This is a genomic window from uncultured Shewanella sp., from assembly GCF_947491715.1.
GTDB lineage: Bacteria > Pseudomonadota > Gammaproteobacteria > Enterobacterales > Shewanellaceae > Shewanella.
Genome location: NZ_CANLKR010000003.1, coordinates 180,684 through 197,357, shown reverse-complemented (window position 1 = coordinate 197,357; position 16,674 = coordinate 180,684). Strand labels below are relative to the sequence as shown.

The following is a 16,674-nucleotide window of genomic DNA, read 5'->3' as shown; positions in this document are numbered from 1 at the left end:
ATATGCTAAAACAAGCCCCCATTAAAGTCGGTCTACGCATCGATGTGGATACCTATCGAGGAACCCGTCTGGGTGTGCCAGCATTATTAACACTGCTGGCCCAATACGGTGTGTCTGCCTCATTTTTTTTTACTGTAGGGCCTGACAATATGGGGCGTCATATTTGGCGCCTGCTTAAGCCACAATTTCTCAAAAAAATGTTACGCTCTAAGGCAGCCAGTCTTTATGGCTGGGACATTTTACTGAAGGGAACATTATGGCCCGGCCCCATTATTGGTCAAAAGCTGGGTCGCATTATCCAACAAACCCATGAAGCCCAACATGAAATTGGGCTGCATGCTTGGGATCATCACAAATGGCAATGTCATACCGATACCATGAGCCCAGACGAACTCTTTGATGAAATTGATAAAGGTTATCAACTTCTCTCGAGGCTCACCAATAATCCAATTCGTTGCAGTGCGGTGCCGGGTTGGCGCTGCAACGCATCCACATTAGCACAAAAACAACGCTTTAATTTTCATTATAACAGTGACTGTCGAGGACACTCTATTTTTAGCCCTGAAAAAGGCATGGCTCCCCAGATCCCAGTCACCCTACCGACCTATGATGAGCTCATTGGCCAAACAGGCATAACGCCACACAATTATAACGATGAAATCATTAAACGCATTAAACCTCATCAGCTCAATGTGTATACCATACATGCCGAAGTGGAAGGCATTGCATTAATTTATTTATTTGAAGACTTGCTTCAAAAAGCGCAAGCTCACAAACTTCAATTTGTTCCCCTATTTCATTTATTGGATAAGGCACCAGAACAATGGCCCATTGATACGATTCAAAACCTGTCTATTCCCGGACGTGAGGGTTGGTTAAGTTTGCAAGGTTCAAGTCCTCAACCTTTAACATGAAACTGATCCTAATGATAAGAATAGCACTTGTTATTTTTCAACACCCACAACAGTGGAGTGATTTTACCTTGATAGTGAGCGATAATTTATGATGCAAAACCCACTGGTGATCGGTGATGTTAATCTCACTTTTCCCAAAATAAACTTAGCCGTCACCATTCCACTTTTTTTCGTTTTATTGTATTTATTACCATTGGGATTAAGGGATCTTTGGTCTCCAGATGAACTCAGGCATGCTGAAATCGCGCGAGAAATGGTACAAAGTGGTGATTGGATTGTGCCAAGATTCAACAATATTCGTTATTTCGAAAAGCCCATTATGGGGCATTGGATGAATGCCACTTCACAAGTACTTTTTGGCGAAAATAACTTTTCTGTTCGCGTGGCATCGGCAATGAGTACATTAGGCAGCGCACTGTGTTTATTTTTATTAATTAGGCATTTTTACACTAATACTCATGCACTAGTTACTGCCGCTATTTTTTTAAGCCTCTTTCTTGTCACTAACTTGGGCACCTATAGCTTAGTCGATAGCATGCTCAATTTTTGGCTCACAGCCGCTTTTTGCAGTTTTTACTTTGCTTCTCAGAGCACAGCCACGTCGAAACGGTTGTTATCTTATTCTTTAGCCGGACTTTTTTGCTCCTTTGCCCTGCTCACCAAAGGCTTTATTGCCCTCGCCTTACCCGTTATTGTGGTTGTCCCCTTTATGATTTGGCAACAAAAATTGAAACAGATTATAGGTTGGGGCCTTTGGGTTATCGTTATTGCGGCGTTATTCACCTTACCTTGGGCCTTGGCCATACATCGTGCAGAGCCTGATTTTTGGCATTATTTTTTTTGGATTGAGCACATTCAACGCTTTGCTACTGATGAAGCCCAACATCATGCTCCTTTTTGGTATTATTTACCGTATTTATTACTCGCCAGTTTACCTTGGCTGTTTCTCGTTCCTAGCGCTGTTAAACATCTTTCACACCAATGGAAACAGCCTCTCATCCGCTATGCATTATTATGGGCCCTGCTGCCCCTTATCTTTTTTTCTGCCGCCAATGGGAAAATTGTCACTTATATTCTCCCTTGTATGCCTCCATTAGCCATTTTACTGAGTTTTGGTCTCATTCATGCCATTGAAAAAAAAGCACCTGGGGTTTATCTCGGCTCCATAGCCAATGCCATTACCCTAACCTTCATTCCTATTGTCATTTTAGTGCTTTATTACGCAGGTGCCTTACCCGTCAATGTCAATGAATCTCATCGCCCCTGGCTATTAGCTTTAGTCTGCTTTTATTGGGCAATATTGGCGCTCATTTCCATTAAAGTCTCTAGTCTTGACAGTAAAATCAGTTGTTACATGGTCATGCCCTTAGGCATTTTTATGCTCGCATGGGCCATAATTCCCGACATCAGCACCCACTCAAAAATGCCCGCTCAATTTATGGCTCAAATAAAGCCCTTAATCAATGATCAAACCCTCTTGATCGCCGATAATCCCGATACCATGTCAGCCTATAATTGGTATTTAAAACGACAAGATGTCTATTTGTCTCATTCAAAAGGGGAGCTTAAATATGGTCTCAACTATAAGGATGCTCAGCATCGATATATTCACCCCGAAGGCCTCACTGACTTTATTCTCCAACATCAACAAACCCATCGCATCGCTTTTTTTAGCCGCTCACGAACACAACCTAAAGGGCTACCAAAAGCGGATAACATTATTCGAAAAGGCCGATATCAATTGTTTCTTTATCATAAGTTAAATACATTATGATGGCATGGGGTTTATTTATACTGTCTGTATGCGCCAGTACATACAGTCAGTACTGGCAAAAGAAAGCCGCATTATTATTTGTCTCCAAGCCTCAATTAACTAGGCGACAAAAACTGTTCTCCCTGCCCATTATATTCAGCCTATTATTCTTAGGGCTTGCCGCTTTCAGTTGGCTGTTTGTATTACACTTCTGGGATGTTTCTCAAGCTTATCCGCTACTCAGTATCAACTTTGTCGCAATATTAATGCTGTCTCACTTTATCTTTAATGAACCCATCACTCAAAAACAACTCTTAGGCAGCGGGTTCATTATCATTGGGATCGTTTTACTAAGCGGAGGATCCCAATGAAAAGTGGTCAACACATTAATCAAGGTGCCTTGCATTTACCTTTTATCGACAGAATAAATTGGCCGATAACCATGGCGTTAAGTTGCGTTTTACTGATCTCAATCGCGCAGATCAGCATGAAATGGGGGGTCATGCAATTCAGTCACTTTCCACCTGAGTTAGTCTCACCTTGGCAGCAAAGCTCACTTTTTGAAAGTGCGTTAACCGACGTAATAACACAAAATAAACCATTATTTCAATTCTCTTTTATTCCACTGCTATTCATTTTCACAGGGTTAATGTGTTACGCATTATCCATGGCCTGTTGGATTGTTGCCCTCAAGCAGCTGCCTTTATCCATCGCCTACCCACTTTTAAGCCTCAGTTATATTATCGTTTACTTTGCCGCCATTAGCCTACCTGGGTTAAACGAGACATTTAACGGCATTAAACTGCTCGGTATTATCTGTATTCTAGTGGGACTTTATTTAATGACTCGACAAAATAACTCGTCAACGACTCAAAATACTCAATAAAAAATAACTATTGAGACATGAACATTATTCATTTAAATAAAAATTGATGCGATATAAACGATTAACCTGACTCACAATCCCACCTTTTTTTAAAACTGAAATCCAAAACACATTCTTTTCCTCATCATTAAGTATAAGCCACAAAAGTCCAATATTTTATTATAAAAAACAATAATAAAATAAGTGAGTTAAATAATACTACGGCATTAATGACAGCACAGTTTGTCTATTCATAATACAGCGTATTTAGCATTAAAAATAAGTTAAAGCTATAAAGAGAAAAATATGACAAGAGAAGTCGGTTCAATACCTGCAACAAGTACAACACAATCCATCGAACATCATGGGTCTCAAAGTTCTAGCGATACAAAAGCACTGACTCATTCAAATAGTCCTCTTAATCAAGCCCGTTGGCCTGGCACCAAGCTGATAGGTAACGTGGTGGGAGAAGTAGGCTCTACCACTAAACTCATCGGCAGTATCGCTTTAACGGGCTTGATGGCTACCGTACCCTACAAATTAGGCGTGTTAAACTCACCCGCTGCAGCCGCCTTATCCATGATGCCAGCGGCACAAAGATTCATTACAGGCTTTGACACCTCCATTAGTGGGCTTTTTAGCAGCGAAACAAAAGATCAATATCCGTTTATCACCAATATAGTGGGTAAATTACCCACTTATGCCTCTTACATACCTAATGTGGCCGCTATTGGAATGATGATAGGTCAAGTTCAACCTCTTATCATGGTCGTTGTTAACCCATTACTCATTGATTTAGTAGGAAAAGAGCTTGGTGGCGTTATCGCAGGCCACATTACAACTGGCATTCCATTTGTCACCGATTTGGCTCTGACCGCAAGTCCCTATGTAGCCTACCTTCCTCTTATTATGGCTGGGGTGGGCTCAGCTATCTGCCTATGGAAATGTTTACAAGAACTTGAAGATGGTATTCACAACATGAAAACGAATTTCAATGACTTTTGCGGATCTTTTAGCAAAAAACCTGACACTCACATTCATGTTTAACCCCTAATATCCATAGCTTCCTAGGCGCTTAGATTGATTAATGATTGATTAATAGCGCTGGGAAATCAATGCAGCCTTTATGCGTCATTTGCTCGCTGTCAGTGACTCACAGAATGGATGAACTATCTCGCGTAAAGGCTTTCCTCTTTTAAACAATAAAACAGCATCAACTTCATTTATGACAGTAAGTAATAACACATCCGTAACCGATACCTTCGATCAGCTCATTGAGCTCAGTATTGAAAAAATGGCGGAAGCAGAGCAAGCAGAACACCCTTATAAAAATGCTACTCAAATCAAAGCGCAACTGACGCAGAATGTGTCACACAGCATGCAAAAAATACAAATAAATCTCAGTCGCAGTATTGAACTATGTCAAGCTTTTCTCAGCCAAGAACATATTCAGCGGATTTTTTTACCCATACTCAAGGCTTATAACAGCTCTCCAGAAGCAATAGAGCAAGGACAAGTGACCAATGCAAAATTGACCAATGAAGAATATGAGTTAATTTTATCCATCGCAGAACAAGTTTATCAGAATCAATCTTTTGATGATGCCATTAGTGTCTGTAGCCTGCTAGAACTGCTCAAACCTGAAGATATTCGTGCTTATATTCAACATGCCTGTGCGCTTGAAGCACAAGGGGATATTGCCGCAACCACTCAGTATTACCAGAATATGACCCAAGCACTCAATAATCCCGTGCTAAATTTTCATGCCGCCCAGTATTTGTTAAATATTGGGCAAACCTTTGACGCCAAAGAAAAGCTCAACCAAGCTATTCATGCATTAAACAGTGCCAACACCGATTCACCTGAGTGCGCTGAATTCCTTATCATGCTACAAACCTTTAAAAATGAGCATCAATTGAATTAATATCCTTGCTTCAAAAAAAGCATATCACATCGAACAAGTACTGAGCAGCATAAGAATAAAACTCAATATAAAAAGTGCTTATTCCATTTTGGCAATAAGCACTGGTTCATTTGTCACCCACCCTGTTCTTTCTCGTGCACATCAGGATTAATATTGCCTGTTCCTGTTAACGCTTTTCCCAGTGGCGCCTCACTGTAAATGGCCTGTTGAGTATAAGTTGGGGCATCATCAATATAAAACACCCCTTTGACCACTTGCCAAGTCACTGCTAAACCGCCAATGATAAACACCACATCCCCTATGGTGCGAACCCACCGTAACGTTTGCAATAAATCGCTTTGCATGAAGGTTTCACTTCGCGCATACCAAAATCCATTAGAGGCGCTGGCAATGAATTGAAGCACCCCGATGGGCAATAAACTGGTAGCCAACATGAGGACTAAGCCTGTATTCATCCACCAAAAGGCCGTTTTCATCAGTTTCTCATCGAATACTAATTTAGGGCGAATATAGCGTAAAATCAAAATCACGAAGCCTAAGGCTAAGAAACCATAAACACCAAATAACGCCGCATGGGCATGAGTTGAAGTCGTATTCAGCCCTTGAATATAATAAAGTGAAACCGGTGGATTAATCATAAAGCCAAACACGCCCGCACCCAACATGTTCCAAAATGCCACAGCAACAAAGAAGAGCAAAGGCCATTTTATTTTTGCCATCCAAGGGGCTTTTTGCTGTAAGCGCCAGTGCTCAAACGCCTCATAACCCAGCACAATTAACGGCACAACTTCTAATGCACTGAAGGTTGCTCCAACCGCCATGACAGGCGTTGTGGTACCCGCAAAATACATATGATGAAAAGTCCCAGGGATCCCGCCAAGCATAAATAAGGATGCTGAGGCCAGTGATGCCGCTGTTGCCATTTTCTTAGAGACCAGTCCCATACTGCAAAAAATAAAGGCCAGTGCCGTGGTCGCAAACACTTCAAAGAAACCTTCAACCCATAAATGGACTATCCACCAGCGCCAATATTCCATGATAGAAATATGGGTACGTTCGCCATAAAAGAAACCTGCACCATAAAATAAACCAATGGCAGCAATTGAAGCGGTTAATAATGCCAGTAGATTTTTGTCACCGCCTTGACGCAGTGCTGGCACAACACCTCGTAACATCAATACTAGCCAGAGTACAATACCGGTGAACTTACCGATTTGCCATAGACGGCCTAAATCGACATATTCATATCCTTGATGCCCAATCCAAAAACTCCATTCAGGTGGCATGATCTGCGCGATGGCAAAATAGTTACCTGTAAATGAGCCAACAACCACCGCGACGAGTGCCCAAAATAAAATGTCCACTCCCAGTTTTTGGTATTTTGGATCTTTTCCTCCATTGATAATGGGCGCTAAGAACAGTCCTGCCGCTAAAAAACCTGTTGCAATCCAAAATAGCGCCGCCTGAATATGCCAAGTACGCACTAAGCTATAGGGAAACCACTGAGAGGTTTCGATACCGAAAAAGCTCTGTCCCTCGACAGTATAATGCGCTGTAAAGCCACCGATAAAAATCTGAAAAGTAAAGAGTCCAACCACCAGTAGTAAATACTTCCCTAATGCCTTTTGCGATGCCGTCAGTTGAAAGAGGGTTAATGGATCCGTCTTCGGTGCCTGCTGCTCATCTTCTTCTTTTCGTAAAAAAGCCCAAGCCCACACTAATCCACCGATCCCCGCGATCAGTAAGACAACACTCACAACAGACCAAATAATATTCTCCGCTGTAGGGACATTATTAATTAAAGGTTCATGGGGCCAATTATTGGTATAGGTCGCTCCCCCATCATGTCGCTCTGTCGCAGCAGCCCACGCGGTCCAAAAGAAAAATTCTGTTAACCGCTCGCGCCTTTGTACATTGGGCAGCGTCATTTCTTTCATTGCGTAATGTTGCCGTGTCAATTGTAACTCAGGTGAATCACCAAATAAGTCCATATAATAATCTGCCGTTAACGCCATCGCGGCCAAACGACGATCACTTAACACTAAGCTATCGGTCGTTTTATCGAATGTATTGGTTCGATAAGCTTGAGTCAGCTGATATTGCAAAGCATTTTGTTGCTCGCCCGATAACGACTCATAGGATTGAAAATACAATTCCTCTGCGGCTAGATTAAGCCAATTCATCAACTCTCTATGTAACCAATCCGCCGTCCAATCGGGCGCTTGGTATGCGCCATGGCCCCAGATACTCCCAAGCTGCATGCCACCAACCGACTGCCAGGCAGTTTGTCCATCAAGAATACTGTCTTTGGTCATCAATAACTGACCCTGCTCATTAACAACTTTGCCAGGTATGGGTGGCGCTGAGCGATAAATTTCTTGACCAAAATACCCTAATACACCAAAGGTAATACCTAAAATGATAATAAGTATCCACCATAACTTATAATACTGACGCATAACCATCCTCCAGAGAAACTGAATATCGAGCAAATAAAATATTATTTTCTATATCAATATGCTGCTGTAAATCTTCTTTCAATATGGCTATCCCTAAATACAGGCTTCGCCATTCTTGGACACTATCTTTTAAAGGAACCTCATCCTTTGGCAACGTAAACGCGTGAGTCAGTACATCTAATGTTTGTATTGATTCGATATGCTCTTCATGCCCTGCTCGCATGACATCAATCGGGCCGAGAGCCAAATGACCTTGGCCACTTTCTAACATGGGAAATAAAATATTCTCCTCTTTTTGCATATGTTGCTCTAACGTTTGCTGTAAATGGATTAAATATTCCGTTAATCCATGGGGACATAAAGGGTGAGTATCATTAAGCGCTTCAACATATTGGGCAAGGCGAATAAGTTGAGCAAGTTGCACTCTATGAACTTGATGGGATCGGATCAGAATATAAGTAATGACCTCACTATCATTGGCCTGTAGCCAATAACCTTTTGGTACCCAATGCACCTGAAGTTTGGCGAGTAATGATGTCACTTTAGTTTGATTGAGTTGACCTTTTTCTATGGCTTGCTTTAAGGTTTTTTGCTCATCCTTACAATCCACTGCATAATGTTGAAATACCCTTTTAGAACCTGAAATTTCGCGCATGATCTGGCCTATACTCGTTTCAAGAATAGACATAGTCATTCTCCCTAAATATTTTTAAGCCATTTATTTTCAAACTCTTTATTCTCAAACAACCTAAAGATGTATTTATTTTGCATCTTTAGGTTGAGTTTACTGCTCACTCAATAAGATGTAAACTATAAGCATCTTATAAATGTGATCTCGATCTAAAATTAGATTTCAAATGGCTGAAGCCATTCTCCAATGTAATAATCAATAAGGAGTTCATACTGTGCAAATCACCCGTTATACTGATTATTCATTGCGAGTACTGATTTATTTAGCCGTTAATAATAATGAGTTATCGACAATAAAAGACATTGCCAATAGTTATGACATCTCTAAGAATCATTTAATGAAAATCGTACAAGATCTCAATATCAAAGGTTATATACTGGCCACACGCGGTAAAAATGGGGGTATTAAACTCAACCGTCGCCCCGTGGATATCAATATTGGGCAGCTGGTACGACAAACAGAAAGTAAAAGTACCTTAGTGGAATGTTTCGGTAATGATAATCATTGTGTGATCACTCCCGCTTGTCAGCTCAAATCGATGTTTGCTAAAGCACAAGACAGTTTTTATAACACGTTAGACACTTTTACTTTAGCCGATCTCATTGGGAATTCGAGCGAAATAATCACTATTCAAAAATTATTGCTCCCAGATGAATGAACAGAACTATTGAACCGCGTTCTTCCATTATTTGGTCACTCTTACTCATGCTAATTGAACGAAGACTTTCACGCTCATCTGAACCTAAACTGAACCTAAACTGAATAGGTACAATTGACATATTTCGCTACAAATGAAAGGTTTTTTTATCATTAAAATCCAACTATCCTTACTGACATTCTAAACATATTGACACTTTTTATTTACCTTGTGACTTGTAGAAAGCCATTCATTAATAGAAAGTCCAGCTATTTACAAAGTCCAAAATTAAGAGAATATTGAGATATGAGTATCTATATTACCCCACATAGTGCAATTGTTAAGTCAGTTTCTGGGTTATTAAAAGTGAAAGATCATCACGGAAAGACTTTATCTCTGCATGAAACCGATTATATCAATGAAGGTGAAATGCTCTTATATAATCAAGATTCTATTTTTTCATTAACCTTGAATAATGGGCATGAGCTTTGTCATAAAAGAATAAAAACACAGCATGAGCGGCTGAACACCACTGCCAACACAGAATTAACCATTCATGACATTACAACGAACAATATCATTAATATTATTGACGCATCAAAAGATATTAACGTCTCTGGAAATGTTGAAGGAGAGATTAATCCTAATGGAAAAATAAGTATTTATATTAAGGACAATCAATACAATACCCACTTAGACCATAATGGCGATTTCAATGTCGATATTCCAGGCTTTGTCCTAGCAGAAAGTGATCATGTTATCGCCCGCTATAGCATTGAAGATAAACAAAATAATATCTTTTGCACCAGTAAAGTCAAACAATACAACGTCATGCTGGTCGGCCCTTATATTGATCTGATGTTATACCCCATTCATATTAACAAGCAGCCCCCCTCAAAATTAAAACATCATAAAATCACAGTAAAAGGCATAGCCAAATATCAATTCTCTGAAGATGATAAAGTCATTATTACTGTTAATCATCATCAATATCTAACAAGAATCACCAAGCAAGGTCACTTTTACCTTGATATTGACTATCAAGACATCCTCGCAGCAAAACGAGTCACAGCAACACTGACAAGCTATGACATCGCAGGCAATCATTCTTCAATTTCTACCAGTCAGCCTATCCATTATGTAAAAGAATACACTTAATCAGCCCAGTGACAGTGATGAATTTAACTCATCACTGTCAAATCATTATCTTGTAAACTAAGCGTATTTAAAGCAATATCAATAATATTATTAGATATTTTCGTTTCACAATCATTAACAGCAACTTCCACCTTTTGTAATTTTGCTGATACTTCATCTACGACGGTCACTCTTTGTTGAATTTCTGTCACTCCCGCTTTAACTTCCGTGATTGAAGACTTTAAGTCACTATTCACTGTTGTTACTCTATTATTAACCGCTTCAATTTGCTGAGTAATAAGCCGCATATAATCCAACATCGCTTGAAGCTCAGATGCTTTGACACTGCTATCTTCGGCGATTGCCTCAAACTTATTTGCCACAATCGCCTTAACTTCGCCCTTAAACTCCTCTTCTTGAGCAATAAATTTCCAATTTTTTAGTGTATATACATTATGCCAAATTGACGTTTCCACCCTCGGACCTAAATTAAACTCAAAGGAAGCAACAATTTTGATATCCGTTAACGAGCCTAAATTAATTTTTTGTTCACTACCAACGACCGACTTGTATTCATTTCCAAAAATTTCCCAGTAATTACTTTTTAAAACAAAGTAGCCACCATACATTTTTTCCTTAACAATATCCCCCATATCATCCTCTTTTTATTATATATTTAATTATTATTACCTTACATTATATGCATACAAACTATAAACATATAAATTATACTTATTAGTTTGATTACTTTTAAATAAAATACCAACAAAACCAATTAACCTTATGTTTTTAAAGATTAAAACCCTTCAAGGCCTGCAATAAAAATTTAAACAAATGTTACAGCAACCACATTAGGTTAAACATTAAAAAATATAAATACAAACATAAAAAACAAAATACCATACAAATATAAACAACAGAATATAAATAGTCAGTATCACAATACCCCTATTTTTTTAAATAGTTAAATCACTATATCTGCTGGTTCCAAACCGCCAACTAAAGAAAACAAGTTACAAAATAAAACAAAATGTATTCAAATATGTTTCTCTCATTGAGAAATATTTAATGAGAGCATCCAATACCTAGGTTCACTCCTTAATTTTCAACCCTAGACAATAGCTCATAGAACATCTGCATTATAATTAACCTTAGTTGTCCATTGAAGCCTTCTTAAGATATGTGTACCTACCTAAATAATGAAGTATATCTCACACACTAAAATCAAAAAGCACGTTTAGCTTTATACATTCTATCCTTAATTCAGTTAGTTCATTTTGTAAATCGTATATGGGAACAATGCCAGCCAATTCATAAAAGGAGCATCACCTCAAATGACCACTTTTTTCAACAAACAATACCGCTTCATTTTCCTCGTTTTATTCTTCCTATTAATTGCCTGTAATGGTGAAGTAAAACAAAAAGGGAGCACACATGAGACATCATATTTACTCAGTAGCTCGCTGACTCCCGCATTATTTACTGCTGATGGTTCAACGGTATCTCAATTAACCATTACAGCTGCTACATCTTTGGACACTAGCGTTTCCGTTACTCCCATTGACTCAGGAGGAAATCTGATTTTTTTGAACAATGAATTAAAACCTCATTGTCTTCTAAATATGGCAAAAAAACAGTGCAGCATGCATGTTATTGCGTCGCCCAATAGTACAGATAGCAATATTACGGGCAATATTACTTTCACAACTAGCGATAGCTCAAACATAGAAAAATTAAACTATACCATTTCGCATAACAGTTCTAACCTCATCAGCGCCTCGTTATCCCCCTCAGATTTAGCTTCGGCTCAAACAGCTGAGTTAACCATCATAACCAGTGAAACCCAAAGCTATCCACTTACCATAACGGCCTTGGATACCTATGAATTGTTAACGTTTAGCGATAGTAATACCTGTGTGATAAAAGCATTAACAGACAAATGTACGATTACTGTCAGTAGCAGCACAGTCGCAAAAACAAAAATGGGGCACCTTAGTTTCACACTCTCAGGTGACATTAACAATCGTTATACTCAGGGCATTAACGATATTAGCTATGCCGTCTATCCCATTACCAATAAAGAACCCTACACGTTGGCCTTTTGGCCTAACTATTCAGGATATAACAATAGGAATACGACTATTGAGGAAGCAAATTCAAATGCCGCCAAAGAAGATGGGAATTGCGGAAGTAAATATGTGACTAATATCTTTGATATTACAGGAAATTTCATTCCACAAGCCTCATATAATATGCCTGGAATTAAAACCAAAGCATCTAATCTCGGTGCGGATATAGGCTATCCAGCCTGCGATAAAGCAATCGAAACAACAAGCGACACCCACAACGGTTTTACCAATAACCACCATTTTACAGCACTCATAGAGCTTATTGATGCCGTATCCTATGCCTTCTTAAAACCCACAAATAACGGCTACGCTGTATTTAATGACCCTTGGACTGACTTATCAAATGACGATTTTATGGTTGATAACATGTGTCATAGTGATAGTCTTGGTCACCCTATTTGCAATGACATTGTCATTAATGGAAGTAACTGTGAAGATGAGGTCTGTTATGGCTCTTTTTCTGCATTCATTAACTTACAAAATAATGAAGGCACACTGGAAAAATGGGCAACAATCGGTGGAGAGAGCTTTAAAGACATCATGTATTATCTTGTGTCAGAAGATAACACTAATATTAGCGAACAAAATATTATCCACTTTATCAATGGATTAAAAAACCTCTCTTTACATGGTCTAGATGGAATCAATTTAAACATTGAATTTTATTCTACTGATATTTGGACCGATAACCTGTTATTTCAGGCTTTAGCAAGAAACAAAGATAATAATAATATCAGTAATGATAATGGCCGAAATTTAATTACTGAAATTATTAATCAAACAGGATTAAAAGTGTCTATCAGCCTACCAGCATTTCCTGATATGATTATGTATCTCATGGGGAATGATAGCTTAGGTCAAACTTCAGGCTTTAACTTTATTGATTCTTGGTTTGATCAAGGTTTAAGCCATCTCAATTTTATGACCTATGGGTACCACAGCGCTGCAGATTTTAGTCAAGGGGATTACTTTACCGGTTTCAACACCACCTTATTCCCTCAACCCGATAACTCTGAAGCAATCAATCCATTCAACAAATATACCGATCCTATCGATAATATCAGTTATGATTTGTCCGTCAATGCAGTAACACAATATATTAACGGTCATGATGGCGCCGCGCCATACTGGAACAAATTGGATAATATTCAACGTAGTCTGGTGCAAATCGGTCTGCCTGCTTATGCGCGGGCTTATACGGGAATAGGTGAAGCTGATAATGCCTCAGATCTTACAAGACTCGTTTCAAATAATGGCCTGTTTAACAGCATTCAATACGCCAATGTGTTGCCCGGCGATCAAGATAACTTAAAATGCACTATCAATATAAATAACTTAGGTGACAATTGTGACGGCTTATATTCATATAACTACATTCATTTAAATATGACAAGTCCGGAGTATGCATCAAATTTAACCCCACTTTGGGAGGTAACAGACTGGATATATTTTGATCCCATTGCCCAACTCACGTTTAATATCGCCACCAGCGCTTATCAGGCATCAGCCTTTACTCCTAATACAGCCTTACCCATATTTGGTACCAATGCTAACGGAGAGGAAATTACCGCATTAGATGTAAGCAGCTTCTGGAGTAAAGATAATACCCAGTATAATCACTTCCAGCACAATTTTATTTCTTATGCATCTGCAAATGTCGCTAAATCTTATGGCGCCTATTCCGCTCAAAGAGGACTGGGGGGCGCCCTGATTTGGCTAATGAGTGGTGAATTAAATATCGCCGATCCCAATCAAAGAAAGGAGGCATTAATTTATAACTTTATCGACGGATTTCAAAATGGTCTCGAATAAGATGACTAATCAAACCATGTAACAGTTTAATCAATAGTGCAGTATCAAGCACTAAACGAAATGTCATTGACTTTGATGACTTAAGAAAAGTTCATCCGCTCCTAAGCTGTACGTATCCTGCAGCTTAGGAGGAAAGAATGACAAATGAAAAATTCACATTTAAAGTATACTCTTAACGACCTTATTCGATGATTTGGCTCTGCATGTGAAAGAGCAACACCTGCCCCGCAGTCAACTTTATTCTCTTTATGTGATATTAACCGTCTTCTTCAAAGGATATTACTCTCTAGCCTTTGAAAAAAGCGACTCTGAAGACACATAAAGTTGATTCAAAGAAGGAATATGGATCTTATCGCCTTTTACCCAAATAAGCCCTTCTTGTATCATTTTTTTAATCAAACGCGAAAATGTTTCAGGCTGTATGGATAAACGTGACGCCAACATTTGTTTAGGTATATCCAACTTAATAATACCTTCACCATCGAGTTCATCTTGGTGCCATTGCTTTTCTCCATTTTGATGTACATTAGCCTGTAAAAACAATAAAAATCGATTTTGAGCATTTTCTAATGATAAAACCTCCACTTCATTCAAGTGTTTCCTGAGCCTTTTGCTCATATTAGCCATAATAGCAAAACATGCTGTAGCGTTGTTTTTTAATATTTTCAGATACACTTCACTGTCAACACTTATCAGTTCACAAGCAGAAATTGACTTTGCCGATACAGGATATCGAGCACACTTATCAAACATCAACGCTTCGGCAAATGTTTGCCCTTGCCTAACAATTTCAATCACCTTCTCTTGCCCCTGAAGGTTGGTACGGTATAGCTGTAAATGGCCTTCCATAACAAGGTAGAACCGCCGTGCTATGTCCCCTTGATAAAAAATGGGCGTCTGTTCAACAAATGACAAGTAACTTGATGGCTTTAATATTGCATTCAATTCCTCACATTCAAGTGAAGCAAAAAGGTGATGCTGAGCCATACTCGCTTTAACATGGTTATTAGTGATCATACTCACCTCCTATCAGTATTTTCAGGCAGAAATTTCAAACAAACACATGACATTGGCCAGCTTGCTTCATTCAGCTTCATTGGTTTACACAGCTTAGCTTTACAAAATCGAATGACCTGACCTCAGTTCTCTTCTTTTATGGTGTCATTGAATGCGCTTTGTGTGCTGAACTCACCGATAACTGTTTATTAACCGTGGCCTCAATTTGCTGTTTCTCTCCATTTGAAAACGTCAATATAAGCGCCACTTTATCACCTAAAGCGGGGACACCTTGATTAAAATGAGACATCATGCCATGAAATCCTCCCGGTGCCAGTTTAACTTGTGAGTGCGGTGCAATAATAATTTCATCCACGGGACTCATAGACATCACTCCATGATGTTTCAGGGTTTGATGGATCTCAACCTCCCCCCGCATCGCTGTTATACTGATCAATTTTTGTTGTTCTGATGTCGGATTATCTATCGTTAAATAAATAGGCACGACACGTGACGTCATCGGCATGGCTCGGATCCAAGCCGAACTGATCATTAATTCACTGCCTTGAGCAAGGCCACAGACAACAATAAGCACACTAAAAATAATGTTTCTCATATTCATATCCCTTTAACGGATCAATTTTTTAATTTCTTTAATAACATTAAAGCAAGCTTTCAATTTGCAACTTCATGTCATCAATCGCCGTCCCCATGTAAAAAAAACCTCTCACACGTGCCTTACCATCAAGTACAAAAATTTTAGCGCTATGGGAATATAAATAACCCCTTTGATTTTTTTCCTCTTCCTGAGGAGCCAGACTCAACTTTTTATATTCAGTCGTCACTTTCTCATTAGCCAACTTGGTATATTCAGCTTGATATAATAAAGCGACCTCATCAATTTTCTCACGTTCATCCACCAATCCAATAAAACTGGGATCAAAGTAGCTTAAATATTGATTAAGGTGCTTTGGCGTATCAAAGTCACTATCGATACTAATGAACAACACTTGAACTTGCCGGCGAATATCAGGGGATAATTGATCCATTAATTGACTGATATGGGCCATGGTTGTTGGACAGACATCGGCGCAATTGGTATAGCCAAAAAACATCATCACGACTTTTCCTTTGAAATCAGATAATGACACCACTGTTCCTTGAGAACTTTTTAAACTAAAGGGCCCCCCAATACCTTTTAATATCGGCATACTCTCAGTACTCATTCCTTGAAAGGAAAACAACAGACTAAAAATCAAAAATACCGGTAAAATAATATACTTGAACTTATTAACAAGCTGTAAACTGTTCATTTCACACTCCCTTTACTGCCTAATATAATTATCCATACATCCTA

At 38.9% G+C, this 16,674-nt stretch carries 15 protein-coding genes; 9 read left to right on the top strand and 6 right to left on the bottom strand.

Annotation, left to right across the window (positions count from 1 at the left end):
* Positions 1 to 2 precede the first annotated feature (2 nt).
* The 6 genes from arnD to Q0779_RS05085 all read left to right on the top strand — a co-directional run bounded on the left by arnD (position 3) and on the right by Q0779_RS05085 (position 5,456).
* Positions 3 to 914: a 4-deoxy-4-formamido-L-arabinose-phosphoundecaprenol deformylase gene (gene arnD, locus Q0779_RS05110; RefSeq protein ID WP_298770182.1), complete on the top strand. Its 912-nt coding sequence runs from the start codon at positions 3 to 5 to the stop codon at positions 912 to 914.
* 88 nt (positions 915 to 1,002) lie between these two features.
* Positions 1,003 to 2,688: a lipid IV(A) 4-amino-4-deoxy-L-arabinosyltransferase gene (gene arnT, locus Q0779_RS05105; protein ID WP_298770180.1), complete on the top strand. Its 1,686-nt coding sequence runs from the start codon at positions 1,003 to 1,005 to the stop codon at positions 2,686 to 2,688.
* Positions 2,685 to 3,038 carry an EamA family transporter gene (locus Q0779_RS05100; RefSeq protein WP_298770177.1) on the top strand — a complete coding sequence of 118 codons (354 nt, stop codon included), beginning with the start codon at positions 2,685 to 2,687 and terminating at the stop codon, positions 3,036 to 3,038. Before arnT ends, Q0779_RS05100 begins: the two co-directional genes overlap by 4 nt.
* Positions 3,035 to 3,553 carry a 4-amino-4-deoxy-L-arabinose-phosphoundecaprenol flippase subunit ArnF gene (gene arnF / locus Q0779_RS05095; protein ID WP_298770175.1) on the top strand — a complete coding sequence of 173 codons (519 nt, stop codon included), beginning with the start codon at positions 3,035 to 3,037 and terminating at the stop codon, positions 3,551 to 3,553. The genes Q0779_RS05100 and arnF overlap by 4 nt, the downstream gene beginning before the upstream one ends.
* Before the next feature lie 285 nt (positions 3,554 to 3,838).
* A complete protein-coding gene (locus Q0779_RS05090) occupies positions 3,839 to 4,579 on the top strand; it encodes a hypothetical protein (RefSeq protein ID WP_298770173.1) in 741 nt (246 codons plus the stop codon).
* Positions 4,580 to 4,757: 178 nt separating this feature from the next.
* Positions 4,758 to 5,456: a hypothetical protein gene (locus Q0779_RS05085; RefSeq protein WP_298770170.1), complete on the top strand. Its 699-nt coding sequence runs from the start codon at positions 4,758 to 4,760 to the stop codon at positions 5,454 to 5,456.
* A gap of 113 nt (positions 5,457 to 5,569) precedes the next feature.
* Here Q0779_RS05085 and Q0779_RS05080 read toward each other — a convergent pair whose 3' ends face one another.
* Both Q0779_RS05080 and Q0779_RS05075 read right to left on the bottom strand, forming a co-directional pair.
* Positions 5,570 to 7,915, bottom strand: a complete 2,346-nt coding sequence (locus tag Q0779_RS05080; protein ID WP_298770169.1) for a nitric-oxide reductase large subunit — start codon at positions 7,913 to 7,915, stop codon at positions 5,570 to 5,572.
* On the bottom strand, positions 7,899 to 8,603 hold the full coding sequence (locus tag Q0779_RS05075) for a hemerythrin domain-containing protein (protein ID WP_298770168.1): 705 nt from the start codon (positions 8,601 to 8,603) through the stop codon (positions 7,899 to 7,901). The genes Q0779_RS05080 and Q0779_RS05075 overlap by 17 nt, the downstream gene beginning before the upstream one ends.
* 217 nt (positions 8,604 to 8,820) lie before the next feature.
* Between Q0779_RS05075 and Q0779_RS05070 the strand changes: the two genes are divergently transcribed.
* Both Q0779_RS05070 and Q0779_RS05065 read left to right on the top strand, forming a co-directional pair.
* Positions 8,821 to 9,264: an Rrf2 family transcriptional regulator gene (locus Q0779_RS05070; protein WP_298770166.1), complete on the top strand. Its 444-nt coding sequence runs from the start codon at positions 8,821 to 8,823 to the stop codon at positions 9,262 to 9,264.
* A gap of 285 nt (positions 9,265 to 9,549) precedes the next feature.
* Complete coding sequence (locus tag Q0779_RS05065; protein ID WP_298770164.1) at positions 9,550 to 10,401, top strand: Ig-like domain-containing protein; 852 nt, start codon at positions 9,550 to 9,552, stop codon at positions 10,399 to 10,401.
* 23 nt (positions 10,402 to 10,424) lie between these two features.
* Here Q0779_RS05065 and Q0779_RS05060 read toward each other — a convergent pair whose 3' ends face one another.
* Positions 10,425 to 11,033, bottom strand: a complete 609-nt coding sequence (locus Q0779_RS05060) for a hypothetical protein (protein ID WP_298770163.1) — start codon at positions 11,031 to 11,033, stop codon at positions 10,425 to 10,427.
* A 681-nt stretch (positions 11,034 to 11,714) separates the two neighbouring features.
* On the opposite strand from Q0779_RS05060, the gene Q0779_RS05055 reads away from it, so the two are divergent.
* Positions 11,715 to 14,321 (top strand): glycosyl hydrolase family 18 protein, encoded by a 2,607-nt coding sequence (locus Q0779_RS05055; RefSeq protein ID WP_298770161.1) that lies wholly within the window; start codon positions 11,715 to 11,717, stop codon positions 14,319 to 14,321.
* 279 nt (positions 14,322 to 14,600) lie between these two features.
* On the opposite strand, the gene Q0779_RS05050 is transcribed toward Q0779_RS05055, so the two are convergent.
* The 3 genes from Q0779_RS05050 to Q0779_RS05040 all read right to left on the bottom strand — a co-directional run bounded on the left by Q0779_RS05050 (position 14,601) and on the right by Q0779_RS05040 (position 16,630).
* Positions 14,601 to 15,338, bottom strand: coding sequence for a Crp/Fnr family transcriptional regulator (locus Q0779_RS05050; RefSeq protein ID WP_298770159.1), 738 nt, complete (start codon positions 15,336 to 15,338; stop codon positions 14,601 to 14,603).
* A gap of 136 nt (positions 15,339 to 15,474) precedes the next feature.
* Positions 15,475 to 15,933: a copper chaperone PCu(A)C gene (locus Q0779_RS05045; RefSeq protein WP_298770157.1), complete on the bottom strand. Its 459-nt coding sequence runs from the start codon at positions 15,931 to 15,933 to the stop codon at positions 15,475 to 15,477.
* A 46-nt stretch (positions 15,934 to 15,979) separates the two neighbouring features.
* Positions 15,980 to 16,630: an SCO family protein gene (locus Q0779_RS05040; protein ID WP_298770156.1), complete on the bottom strand. Its 651-nt coding sequence runs from the start codon at positions 16,628 to 16,630 to the stop codon at positions 15,980 to 15,982.
* Positions 16,631 to 16,674 lie beyond the last annotated feature (44 nt).